A 12,321-nucleotide genomic window follows, 5' to 3' on the forward strand; every position below is an offset into this window, starting at 1 on the left:
CCGGAGCCGGCGACGGCCCGCCCGTCGATCCAGTGGCCGGGGGAGGGGTACGTAGGTGTGTTCATGACGCCAGCGTGGCGGGACGGCAGGACGGCAACCAGGGACGATCGATCCGGTGATCCGGGTCACGCCGTACATCTGCGACGCTTGAGGCCACAGGGAGGGGGCCACGGCCTCCCCGTACCCTCGTACGACCGCACGAGAGGAGTGTGACCGTATGGACCGGGCCGCGCTCGCCGACTTCCTGCGCACGCGCCGGGCGGCGCTGCAACCGGAGGACGTCGGCTTCCCTCGCAGGCGCCGACGGCGCACCGGCGGTCTGCGCCGGGAGGAGGTCGCCGAGCTGGCCGGTATGTCGACCGACTACTACAGCCGGATCGAGCAGCGGCGCGGTCCGCGCCCCTCCGAGCAGATGCTCAGCGCCATCGCCCGGGCCCTGCGTCTGTCCCCGGACGAACGCGGCCATCTCTTCCGCCTGGCGGGCCACACCACACCGCACCGGATCACCCCCGGTGACCAGATCGCCCCCGCCATGCTGCGGATCTTCGACCGGCTCGACGACACCCCCGCCCAGGTGATGAACCACCTCGGTGAGACGCTCGAACAGAACCGCCTCGCGGTCACACTCCTCGGTGACGGCACGGCCCATACGGGAATGGCGCGCAGCCTGGCCTACCGCTGGTTCACCGACCCGTCCACCCGCCTGCTCCACCCGGAGGCCGACCACGCGGCCCACAGCCGTGCCATCGCGGCCCGGCTCCGCGAAGCCGCCACCCGCGAGAGCGAGGACCCACGCACCACCGCCCTGGTCGACAGCCTGCTCTCGGCCAGCGACGAATTCGCCGCGATCTGGCGCGAACACCCGGTCATGAGCCCTTACTGCGCCCCCAAACTCATCGAACACCCACAGGTAGGCACCCTGGAACTGCACGGCCAGTCCCTCCTGGACCCGGCCCGGCCCCAGACCCTCCTGATCTTCACCGCACTCCCGGGCACCGAAAGCGAAGCCAGACTCCACCGCCTCGCGGCTCTGACCGCAGAACGTGTCTGACCCGCCCCGTCCGCGTTTCGGCTACCGCGCCGGGCAGGCGTACTCCCGGCGTACACGGTGCGGACTGCACGCGACCAGATTGACGGAGAGGAAACGGCCACCCGTCACCCACCACCCACCAACGACGTCCTCGCCGACCGTCAGCCGCCGTACGATCGCGTCCTGGCCCGCGATCGGGGCGTATGTGCCCACAAGGATGTCGGAGTGCTGTGCCAGCTTTGCGGCATACCACTCTGCGGCCTCTTCCGCCTCGGCGAACGTCGCGCTGTCAACGCGCACCTGGCGCTGTAGCGACGGCCCCGGCGTATGCAGCAGAACGGCCCGCCGGGGAGTCGGCGGGCCGGGGGGTGGGGTGCGGGGTGGGGTGTCGGGGGAAGTGCTCGGGTCAGGCGTCCTGGGGGCCGCCCAGGTGGTGGACTCGGACCATGTTGGTGGTGCCGGGGACGCCGGGAGGGGAGCCCGCGGTGATGATCATGGCGTCGCCCTCGTTGTAGCGCTGGAGCTTGAGGACTTCCTCGTCGACCAGGTCGACCATCTCGTCCGTGCTGCTCACCCACGGCACGATGAAGGACTCCACGCCCCAGCTCAGGGTGAGCTGGTTACGCGTCGACTCGTCCGTCGTGAAGGCCAGGATCGGCTGGGCCGCGCGGTAGCGGGAGAGACGGCGGGCCGTGTCGCCGGACTGGGTGAAGGCGATCAGCGCCTTGCCGCCCAGGAAGTCCGCGATCTCGCAGGCCGCGCGGGCCACCGAACCGCCCTGCGTACGCGGCTTCTTGCCCGGGACCAGCGGCTGGAGGCCCTTGGAGAGCAGCTCCTGCTCCGCGGCGACCACGATCTTCGACATCGTCTTGACCGTCTCGACCGGATACGCGCCCACCGAGGACTCGGCGGAGAGCATGACCGCGTCCGCGCCGTCCAGGATCGCGTTGGCGACATCGGACGCCTCGGCGCGCGTGGGACGGGAGTTGGTGATCATCGACTCCATCATCTGGGTCGCCACGATCACCGGCTTGGCGTTGCGGCGGCAGAGCTCGATGAGCCGCTTCTGCACCAGCGGGACCTTTTCGAGCGGATACTCGACGGCCAGATCACCACGGGCCACCATGATCGCGTCGAACGCCGCGACCACGGCGTCCATGTTGGCGACCGCCTGCGGCTTCTCGACCTTGGCGATGATCGGAACCCGGCGGCCCTCCTCGTCCATGATCTTGTGGACGTCCACCACGTCCTGCGCGTCCCGGACGAACGAGAGCGCGATCATGTCGCAGCCCATCCGCAGTCCGAAGCGCAGATCCTCGATGTCCTTCTCGGACAGCGCCGGAACGTTCACCGCCGCGCCCGGCAGATTGATGCCCTTGTGGTCGGAGATCACTCCGCCCTCGATCACGATGGACTTGACCTCGGGGCCCACGACCTCGACCACCCGCAGCTCGACGTTGCCGTCGTTGATCAGGATCTGGTCGCCCTTGGAGACATCGCCGGGCAGGCCCTTGTAGGTGGTGCCGCAGATGGACTTGTCGCCCGCGACATCCTCGGTGGTGATGGTGAACTCGTCACCGCGGACCAGCTCGACCGGTCCCTCGGCGAAGGTCTCCAGCCGGATCTTGGGGCCCTGGAGGTCGACCAGCACACCCACCGCATGGCCGGTGTCCTCCGACGCCTTCCGGACGCGGTTGTACCGCTCCTCGTGCTCCGGATGGCTTCCGTGACTCATATTCAGACGGGCCACATTCATTCCGGCCTCGATGAGCGACTTCAGCTGCTCGTACGAGTCGACGGCGGGGCCCAGTGTGCAGACGATTTTGGAACGGCGCATAAGGCGGATCCTATCGGTTTGTTTCCCTGCGGAATATTCCGGCTGGTGGAAAGTACAAATGGGCGGCGGGCCGCTCAGGCGATAGCCGCCCGCCCGGGCGATTTACATCCGGTGACAGCCGTTCACATCCGGAGCGACCGCCGCTCAAACGATTGCCGTACGGTCCTCGCCGACCAGTGCGAAAGTCTGCCGCGCGATCTCCAGTTCCTCGTCGGTCGGGACGACGGCCACCACCGTCCGCGCGCCGTCCGGCGAGATGATCCGCGGCTCCCCGGAACGTACGGCATTGCGCCGCGCGTCCACGGCCAGGCCGAACACCTCCAGACCGGCCACGGCGGCCTCCCGTACCTCCGCCGCGTTCTCCCCGACGCCCGCCGTGAAGGCCACCGCGTCCACCCGGCCGAGGACCGCGCTGTAAGCACCGATGTACTTCTTCAGCCGGTGGATGTAAATGGAGAACGCGAGCCGAGCCCGTTCGTCGCCCGCGTCGATACGCCGGCGGATCTCCCGCATATCGTTGTCCCCGCAGAGGCCGACCAGACCGCTTTTCTTGTTGAGAAGTTCATCGATCTCATCGACGGACATTCCGGCCACGCGCCTCAGATGGAACGTGACCGCCGGATCGATGTCACCGGAGCGTGTACCCATCACCAGCCCTTCCAGGGGCGTCAGTCCCATCGAGGTGTCCACGCACCGGCCGCCCGCGACGGCCGACGCCGAGGCGCCGTTGCCGAGGTGCAGCACGATCACATTCACCTCCGACGGATCCTTGCCCAGCAACTCGGCGGTCCTGCGGGAGACATACGCGTGCGAGGTGCCGTGGAAGCCGTAGCGGCGGATACGGTGCGCGTCGGCCGTCGCCGTGTCGATGGCGTAGCGGGCCGCGTGCTCCGGCATCGTCGTATGGAACGCCGTGTCGAAGACCGCGACCTGCGGAAGGTCCGGGCGCAGCGCCCGCGCCGTACGGATACCGATGAGATTCGCCGGATTGTGCAGCGGCGCCACGGGCACCAGCCGCTCGATCTCCGCCAGTACGCCGTCGTCGACGACGGTCGGCTCGCTGAACTTCAGCCCTCCGTGGACGACGCGGTGGCCGATCGCCGCCAGCTCGGGAGAGTCCAGCCCGAGCCCGTCGTGCGCCAGTTCGTCCGCTACGGCCTCCAGCGCCTTCGCGTGGTCGGCGATCCTGTCCGTACGTTCACGCCGGCCCTCGTCGGCGTCCGCCGGCCCGGTGTGCACCAGCCTGGAGGTCTTCTCGCCGATCCGCTCGACCAGACCGGCCGCGAGCCGGGAGCCGTCCCGCATGTCCAGGAGCTGGTACTTCAGCGACGAGGAACCGGAGTTGAGGACAAGGACGCGGGTGGCGTGCTCGGCCTTGGGATACGGGCTCACGGGCTGTCGGCCTTCGGTAGGAGGAGTGCGTAGGGGAGTGGATACGGGAGTGGATACGGGAGGAGAGGCAGGCCCGCTCACGCGGGCTCGCCCTGCGCGCCGTGCGAGGTCTGTGTGCTTTGCGCACCCTGTGCGCTCCGTACGCCCTGCGCCTGGATCGCCGTGATCGCCACCGTATTGACGATGTCCTGCACCAGCGCGCCGCGCGACAGGTCGTTGACCGGCTTGCGCAGCCCTTGGAGTACCGGGCCCACGGCCACGGCGCCCGCCGAGCGCTGCACCGCCTTGTACGTGTTGTTGCCCGTGTTCAGATCCGGGAAGATCAGCACCGTCGCCCGGCCCGCGACCTCCGACTCCGGCAGCTTGGTCGCCGCTACGGACGGCTCGACCGCCGCGTCGTACTGGATCGGCCCTTCGATCAGCAGATCCGGCCGGGCCGCGCGCACCAGCTTCGTCGCCTCGCGCACCTTGTCGACATCGGCTCCGGAGCCCGAGGTGCCGGTGGAGTACGAGAGCATCGCGATGCGCGGCTCGACGCCGAACCGGGCCGCGGTGGCCGCCGACTGGACCGCGATATCGGCGAGCTGCTCCGCGTCCGGGTCCGGATTGACGGCACAGTCGCCGTACACCAGCACCTTGTCGGCGAGGCACATGAAGAAGACCGACGAGACGATCGACGCGTCCCCCTGGGCTCCCCGCACGCTCTGGGCTGGCCGCACGCCCTGGGTTCCCTGCGCGCGCTGAGCTTCTTGAGCCCGGCGCGTTTTGATGATCTCGAAGGCGGGCCGGATCGTCGCCGCCGTGGAGTGCACCGCTCCCGACACCATGCCGTCGGCCAGCCCTTCCCGCACCATCAGCGTGCCGAAGTAGTTCGGATCCGCCACGACATCGTGGGCCAGCTCCACCGTCACGCCCTTGTGGGCGCGCAGCTCCGCGTACCGCTCGGCGAAGCGCTGCCGCAGCTCGGAGGCGTTCGGATCGATGAGCTGGGTGGCACCGAGATCGATACCGAGGTCGGCCGCCTTCTTCCGGATCAGACCGGTGTCACCGAGGAGTGTCAGTTCGCACACATCGCGGCGCATCAGTACGTCGGCGGCGCGCAGGACACGTTCCTCCGCGCCCTCCGGCAGGACCACCCGGCGACGGTGGGCACGGGCCTGCTCCAGCAGCTCGTGCTCGAACATCATCGGTGTCACCCGGCCGCTGCGAGCCACGGAGAGCCGGTCCAGCAGCGCCGCCGTGTCCACATGGCGCTCGAACAGACCGAGCGCGGTCTCCGCCTTGCGCGGTGTGTCGGCGTTCAACTTCCCTTCCAGACCGAAGAGTTCGGCCGCCGTGGGAAAGGAACGGCCCGGCACCGAGATCACCGGGGTGCCGGGCGCGAGCCGCGCGGCCAGAGTCAGTACGGAGTCGTCCGGCCGTTCGTCCAGGGTGAGCAGTACTCCCGCTATCGGCGGCGTACCGGCCGAGTGCGCGGCGAGCGCGCCCACCACGAGATCGGCGCGGTCGCCGGGCGTGACCACCATGCAGCCCGGAGTCAGCGCGCGCAGGAAGTTCGGCAGCATCGCGCCGCCGAAGACAAAGTCCAGCGCGTCCCTGGCCAGGCCCGCGTCATCGCCGAGCAGCACCGTGCCGCCCAGGGCCTGGGTGATCTGGGCGACGGTCGGCGCGGCGAGCGCCGGTTCGTCCGGCAGTACGTAACAGGGCACCGGCAGCGCGGCCAGCCGCTCCGCGATCGCCGTCCGGTCCTCGGCGGCGACCCGGTTGACGACCATGGCCAGCACATCGCAGCCCAGCACCTCGTAGGCGCGATGGGCATTGCGCGCCTCGGCCCGTACGGACTCGGCGCTCTGGCCCTTGCCGCCCACCACCGGGATCACGGACGCGCCGAACTCGTTGGCGAGCCGCGCGTTGAGCGACAGCTCGTCGGGCAGCTGGGTGGCCGCGAAGTCCGTGCCCAGGACGAGCACGAACTCGTACTCCCGTGCCACCCGGTGAAAGCGGTCGACCAGCCGTGAGACCAGCTCGTCGGTGCCGCGCTCGGCCTGGAGCGCGGACGCCTCGTGGTAGTCGAGCCCGTAGACCGCCGCCGGGTCCTGTGACAGCCGGTAACGGGCCCGCAGCAGCTCGAAGAGCCGGTCGGGACCGTCGTGGACCAGCGGCCGGAAGACTCCCACCCGGTCCACCTGGCGGCTCAGCAGCTCCATGACGCCCAGCTCCACGACCTGACGGCCGTCCCCTCGGTCGATCCCGGTCACGTACACGCTGCGTGTCACGCGCTCTCCCGTCCCTGCTCGTAATCCGGCCCTGCTCGTATCCGGCCTGCTTGCGCCTGGTCTGCTCGTGCCCGCTCGTGCCCGGCCCTGCCCATATCCGGCCTGCTCGTGTGATGAACAGCTCGTTCCCGTCGGGGTGGCAATGCCCCCTTGACAATACCTCCGAGGGTGGTTAAGCAGCCGGGGCGTGCAATGGCATACACCGGCATACGGGCAGGTGTACGGGCAGGCGGCGCAAGAGCGCGCACGGCAGGGCGTACAGGCAGGTGTACGGGCGTACACGGCGTGGTGTACGAACCGTTCGCCGGCGCGGTCGACCGCACCGCCGACAGCGGGACCGCCCGGCGCGTGACGCCGGTCACCCGTGGGAGGATCGAATCGGCACAGGCTCACCCGTGGAGGACAGTGGATCCGGTAGCCCTGTCCTCCGGAGAAGTACGGCACTAGCGAGCAGGAGACACAGCACGATGCGTATCGGAGTTCTCACCGCAGGCGGCGACTGTCCCGGCCTGAACGCAGTGATCCGGTCGGTCGTGCACCGGGCCCTGACCGGATACGGCGACGAAGTCATCGGATTCGAGGACGGCTTCAAGGGCCTGCTCGACGGCCACTTCCGTCCGCTCGACCTCAACGCGGTCAGCGGCATCCTGGCCCGCGGCGGTACGATCCTGGGCTCGGCCAGGCTGGAGCGCGGCCGGCTGCGCGAAGCCGCCGAGAACTGCGCCGAGTTGGCCCAGCGCTACGGCATCGACGCGCTCATCCCGATCGGCGGCGAGGGCACACTGACCGCGGCCCGGCTGCTCTCGGACGCCGGGATGCCCGTCGTCGGCGTCCCCAAGACCATCGACAACGACATCTACTCGACCGATCGCACCTTCGGTTTCGACACCGCCGTCACGGTCGCCACCGAGGCGATCGACCGCCTCAAGACCACCGCCGAATCGCATCAGCGGGTGATGGTCGTGGAGGTCATGGGACGGCACGCGGGCTGGATCGCGCTGGAGTCCGGGATGGCGGGCGGCGCGCACGGCATCTGTCTGCCCGAGCGGCCCTTCGAGGTGGACAGCCTGGTGAAGATGGTCGAGGCGAGGTTCTCGCGCGGGAAGAAGTTCGCGGTGATCTGTGTCGCCGAGGGCGCGCATCCGGCCGAGGGCTCGATGGAGTACGGCAAGGGCGAGATCGACCAGTTCGGCCACGAGCGCTTCCAGGGCATCGGCAACCGGCTCGCGGCGGAGCTGGAGCGCCGGATGGGCAAGGAGGCCAGGCCGGTGATCCTGGGCCATGTCCAGCGCGGCGGCACACCGACGGCGTACGACAGGGTGCTCGCGACCAGGTTCGGCTGGCACGCGGTGGAGGCCGTGCACCGCGGCGAGTTCGGTGGCATGACGGCGCTGAAGGGCACGGCGGTGGAGATGGTGCCGCTGGCGGAGGCCGTGACACAGCTCAAGACGGTCCCGGAGAACCGGATGTTCGAGGCGGAGAGCGTCTTCTGAGTCCTCGCCGCTGAATCGGGACCGGAGCCGATCGCCGCTCAGGGCGTCTCCGGGCTTGGGCTCCTGGGCTCAGTGGGACGCGGAGAGCCAGCGGTACTGCAACTCCGGGCGTCCGACCTGCCCGTACTGCGGACTGCGCACCGCGCGCCCGTTGGTGACGAGATGTTCGAGATAGCGGCGCGCGGTGATCCGTGAGATCCCGACTCTGACACCGGCCTCGGCGGCGGTCAGTCCCGTGGGCGACTCGCGGAGCGTACGGGTCACCGACTCCAGCGTCGGCGCGCTCAGCCCCTTGGGCAGCGAGGACGGCTGCGGCGCCCGCAGCGCGCCCAGCGCCCGGTCCACCTCCTCCTGGCCGCTGGCCTCTCCGGCCGCCGCCCGGAACTCCGCGTACCGGGTGAGCCGGTCACGCAGGGTGGCGAAGGTGAACGGCTTCAGGACGTACTGGACGACACCGAGCGAGACGCCCTCCCGTACCACCGCGAGATCGCGCGCCGAGGTCACGGCGATGACATCCGCGTGGTGTCCGCCGGCCCGCAGCGCGCGCAGGAGTTGGAGGCCGTGTCCGTCGGGGAGGTAGAGGTCGAGCAGGATCAGATCGATGTCCGTACGCTCCAGCAGCCGGGCGGCCTCGGCGCGGGAGCGGGCGACACCCGCCACGGTGAAGCCGGTCACACGGGCGACATAGAGCTGATGGGCATCGGCGGCCACCGGATCGTCCTCGACCACCAGCACCCGGATCGGACCGCGCACGGCCGGACCACCCGCCTCGGGGCTCACCGGGCCGCCTCCGCGTCGGCGGGTGATGTGGGGTCTGTACGAGGAGAAGGGACGGCGGGCGGTGTGGCCTCCGCGTCGGCCGACGACGGTACGGCTCCCGTACCCGCGTCGCCCGGCGACGGCACCGTACCCGCACTCGTCGGGGACGACACGACTCCCGCACCGCCCGGCCCGCTCGGTCGCCTCCCCAGCGGCAGCCGTACGGTGAACTCCGCGCCGCCCTCCGCGCCTCGCGCCAGCTCCACCGTTCCCTGCGCGCGGTGCACGGCCTGCCGTACCAGCGCCAGACCGAGCCCGCGCCCAGGACCGCGTGTCGACCAGCCGCGCCGGAACACCTCCTCCATGTCCTCGGGATCGACGCCGTCGCCCGTGTCCCGTACGCCGAGCAGCAGTTCACCGCCGTCAGTACTGTCCTCACCGTCGGCACTGTCACCGCCGTCACCGCCGTTGACCAGCGCCGTCACCGTCACCCGCGCGCCCTCGCCGCCCTGCGCCGCGTCCACGGCGTTGTCGATCAGATTGCCCAGGATCGTCACCAGATCGCGTGGCGCGAGCGCCGTGGGCAGTACGCCGTCGTCGATACGGCTGTCCTCCGCGAGCACCAGCTCCACGCCGCGTTCGTTCGCCTGGGCCGCCTTCCCGAGCAGCAGCGCCGCCAGCACCGGCTCACCGACCGCGCCCACCACCCGGTCGGTGAGCGCCTGGGCCAGCTCCAGCTCCGCCGTGGCGAACTCCACCGCCTGCTCCACCCGGCCCAGTTCGATCAGCGAGACGACGGTGTGGAGCCGGTTGGCGGCCTCGTGCGCCTGTGAGCGCAGTGCCTGGGTGAATCCGCGCTCCGAGTCCAATTCCCCGGACAGCGCCTGGAGTTCGGTGTGGTCGCGCAGCGTGATGACCGTACCGCGCCGCTCTCCGCCCACCACCGGCTGAGTGTTGACGACCACGATCCGGTCGGCGGTCATATGCACCTCGTCCACCCGTGGCCCGGAGGCGAGCAGCGCGTCGGTGAGCGGCGCGGGCAGTCCCAGTTCGGCGACCGGGCGGCCCACGGCGGAGTCGTCAAGGCCGAGCAACTCCCGGCCGGCGTCGTTCATCAGGGCGATCCTGCGTCTGCCGTCGAGCATCAGCAATCCCTCGCGTACGGCGTGCAGCGCGGCCTGGTGGTAGTCGTGCATCCGGCTCAGCTCGGCCGCGTTCATCCCATGGGTGTGCCTGCGCAGCCGGGCGTTGATGACATAGGTGCCGAGACCGCCGAGCACCAGTGCCGCGCCCGCCACCCACGCCAGCACCTTGACCTGCCGCGTCACCTCGGAGGAGATCCGGTCCACGGTGATGCCCACGCTCACCAGCCCGGTGATCCGCCCGTTGTCCCGTACGGGTGTGACCGCGCGGATCGAGGGACCGAGCGTCCCGGTGTAGGTCTCGGTGAAGGTCTCGCCGCGCAGCGCCGGAGCCGTACGGCCCAGAAAGGGCATACCGATCTGCGCCGGATCCGGATGCGTCCAGCGGATGCCGTCCGGATTCATGATCGTGATGAAGTCGATCCCGGTGTCGTGCCGGACCCGTTCCGCGTACGGCTGGAGCAGCGCCGTCGGATCGGGCGTACGGATCGCTTCCCGTACGGAGGGCGAATCGGCCAGCGCGTACGCCGTGGCCAGAACCTGCTTGCGTGCGGTCTCGTCCGCGTGGGCACGACCTGTGATGTACGCGAACAGCGCGCACCCCGCCACGACGGCCGCGACCAGCACCACCTGCATGGCGAAGAGCTGGGTGGCGAGGCTGCGCGGACGGGGCAGATGCATGGGGCAAGTCTGCATTGCCGCATTCACATGAACGAAATGAACGTAACCGTGACCGGGGTCACATGCTGATGGATAGTCGCCGGGACCCCTCGGACAGGGACGGGGGAATCGCACGGAACGAGTCAAGGAGGACCCGTGGCCGCAGCCGCCCGTCGGGACCGCACCCATTATCTGTACATAGCGGTGATCGCCGCCGTCGCACTCGGCATTCTGGTGGGCTTCACGGCTCCCGGTGTGGCCGTCGAGCTGAAGCCGATCGGTACCGGCTTCGTCAATCTCATCAAGATGATGATCTCGCCCGTGATCTTCTGCACGATCGTGCTGGGCGTCGGATCGGTCAGGAAGGCCGCGAAGGTCGGTGCCGTCGGCGGACTCGCCCTCGGTTATTTCATGGTGATGTCGACCGTCGCGCTGGCCATCGGCCTGGTCGTCGGCAACATCCTGGAGCCCGGCTCCGGTCTGCACCTCACCGAGGCCACCCGTGGCGCGGGCGCGGCCCAGGCGGAGGGCGCGAGCGAGTCCACCGCGGACTTCCTGCTCGGCATCATCCCGACGACGATGGTCTCGGCCTTCACCGAGGGCCAGGTGCTCCAGACGCTGCTGGTCGCGCTGCTGGCGGGCTTCGCGCTCCAGGCGATGGGCTCGGCGGGCGAACCGGTGCTGCGTGGCATCGGACATATCCAGCGGCTGGTCTTCCGGATGCTCGCGATGATCATGTGGGCCGCGCCGGTCGGCGCGTTCGGCGCGATCGCGGCGGTGGTCGGCGAGACGGGCGTCGACGCGCTGAAGTCGCTGGCGATCATCATGGTCGGCTTCTACATCACCTGTGCGATCTTCGTCTTCGTCATCCTGGGCCTGCTGCTGAGGCTGATCGCGGGTGTGAACATTCTCTCGCTGCTGAAGTACCTCGGCCGTGAGTTCCTGCTGATCCTGTCGACGTCCTCCTCGGAGTCGGCGCTGCCGAGGCTCATCGCGAAGATGGAGCACCTGGGCATCAGCAAGCCCGTCGTCGGTATCACCGTGCCGACCGGCTACTCGTTCAACCTGGACGGTACGGCCATCTATCTGACGATGGCCTCGCTCTTCATCGCCGAGGGCATGGGCGATCCGCTCTCGATCGGTGAGCAGATCTCGCTGCTGTTGTTCATGATCATCGCGTCCAAGGGCGCGGCGGGCGTCACCGGCGCGGGCCTGGCCACGCTGGCGGGCGGCCTCCAGTCCCACCGGCCCGAACTGGTCGACGGCGTGGGCCTGATCGTCGGCATCGACCGCTTCATGAGCGAGGCCCGCGCGCTGACGAACTTCGCGGGGAACGCGGTGGCGACGGTCCTGGTCGGTACGTGGACGAAGGAGATCGACAAGGCGCGCGCGGACGAGGTCCTGGCGGGCCGGATCCCGTTCGACGAGAAGACGCTGCTGGACGACGGCCACGGTGCGCCTCCGGCGACGGCGCCGGGACCGCGGCCGGAGGCGGAGCCGGAGAAGACGACGGCGGCGGTCTGACGCGGCCTCAACGATGCCCCGGCCGGGGCCCTCCCCCCTCCAACCCCGGCCTTCCCAGAGACCGGCCCGCACGGAGACGCTTCCGCACGGGCCGGTCTTTTGTCTGCGCCTGGCGGTGCGGTGCGCCTCCCGGCGGGGGGCCGGTGCCGTGGGTGGTGCGGGTGCCGGGGCCTCCGGAGGTACATGTCCGGACGGCATGATTTACGCC

At 69.8% G+C, this 12,321-nt stretch carries 9 protein-coding genes; 3 read left to right on the forward strand and 6 right to left on the reverse strand.

The features are described from left to right. Nucleotides 1–217 precede the first annotated feature (217 nt). A complete protein-coding gene (locus tag GA0115259_RS23550; RefSeq protein ID WP_093600731.1) occupies nt 218–1,051 on the forward strand; it encodes a helix-turn-helix transcriptional regulator in 834 nt (277 codons plus the stop codon). Nucleotides 1,052–1,072: 21 nt separating this feature from the next. Here GA0115259_RS23550 and GA0115259_RS23555 read toward each other — a convergent pair whose 3' ends face one another. The 4 genes from GA0115259_RS23555 to pta all read right to left on the reverse strand — a co-directional run bounded on the left by GA0115259_RS23555 (nt 1,073) and on the right by pta (nt 6,535). Continuing rightward, nucleotides 1,073–1,330, reverse strand: coding sequence for a hypothetical protein (locus GA0115259_RS23555; RefSeq protein ID WP_093600734.1), 258 nt, complete (start codon nt 1,328–1,330; stop codon nt 1,073–1,075). 106 nt (nt 1,331–1,436) lie between these two features. Beyond that, on the reverse strand, nt 1,437–2,867 hold the full coding sequence (gene pyk, locus GA0115259_RS23560; RefSeq protein ID WP_093600737.1) for a pyruvate kinase: 1,431 nt from the start codon (nt 2,865–2,867) through the stop codon (nt 1,437–1,439). A 144-nt stretch (nt 2,868–3,011) separates the two neighbouring features. Continuing rightward, on the reverse strand, nt 3,012–4,259 hold the full coding sequence (locus tag GA0115259_RS23565; protein ID WP_093600739.1) for an acetate kinase: 1,248 nt from the start codon (nt 4,257–4,259) through the stop codon (nt 3,012–3,014). Nucleotides 4,260–4,336: 77 nt separating this feature from the next. Beyond that, entirely contained in the window at nt 4,337–6,535 is a 2,199-nt protein-coding gene (gene pta / locus GA0115259_RS23570; protein WP_256098108.1) for a phosphate acetyltransferase, read from the reverse strand. A gap of 467 nt (nt 6,536–7,002) precedes the next feature. Between pta and GA0115259_RS23575 the strand changes: the two genes are divergently transcribed. Beyond that, a complete protein-coding gene (locus GA0115259_RS23575; RefSeq protein ID WP_066947516.1) occupies nt 7,003–8,028 on the forward strand; it encodes an ATP-dependent 6-phosphofructokinase in 1,026 nt (341 codons plus the stop codon). 69 nt (nt 8,029–8,097) lie between these two features. Here GA0115259_RS23575 and GA0115259_RS23580 read toward each other — a convergent pair whose 3' ends face one another. Together GA0115259_RS23580 and GA0115259_RS23585 are read right to left on the reverse strand one after the other, a co-directional pair. Further along, nucleotides 8,098–8,808, reverse strand: coding sequence for a response regulator (locus GA0115259_RS23580; protein ID WP_256098109.1), 711 nt, complete (start codon nt 8,806–8,808; stop codon nt 8,098–8,100). Next, nucleotides 8,805–10,610, reverse strand: a complete 1,806-nt coding sequence (locus GA0115259_RS23585; RefSeq protein WP_093600742.1) for a sensor histidine kinase — start codon at nt 10,608–10,610, stop codon at nt 8,805–8,807. Before GA0115259_RS23585 ends, GA0115259_RS23580 begins: the two co-directional genes overlap by 4 nt. 135 nt (nt 10,611–10,745) lie before the next feature. Here GA0115259_RS23585 and GA0115259_RS23590 point away from each other — a divergent pair, with 135 nt between their 5' ends. Then, nucleotides 10,746–12,113, forward strand: a complete 1,368-nt coding sequence (locus GA0115259_RS23590; protein ID WP_093600745.1) for a cation:dicarboxylate symporter family transporter — start codon at nt 10,746–10,748, stop codon at nt 12,111–12,113. Nucleotides 12,114–12,321: the final 208 nt, after the last annotated feature.

Origin of the sequence: Streptomyces sp. MnatMP-M17 (assembly GCF_900091995.1) — a bacterium.
Lineage (GTDB): Bacteria > Actinomycetota > Actinomycetes > Streptomycetales > Streptomycetaceae > Streptomyces.

Coding starts and splice junctions, on each gene's coding strand:
- GA0115259_RS23550 (WP_093600731.1), top strand. CDS start 218: ATGGACCGGGCCGCGCTCGCCGACTTCCTGCGCACGCGCCGGGCGGCG.
- pyk (WP_093600737.1), bottom strand. CDS start 2,867: ATGCGCCGTTCCAAAATCGTCTGCACACTGGGCCCCGCCGTCGACTCG.
- GA0115259_RS23575 (WP_066947516.1), top strand. CDS start 7,003: ATGCGTATCGGAGTTCTCACCGCAGGCGGCGACTGTCCCGGCCTGAAC.
- GA0115259_RS23585 (WP_093600742.1), bottom strand. CDS start 10,610: ATGCATCTGCCCCGTCCGCGCAGCCTCGCCACCCAGCTCTTCGCCATG.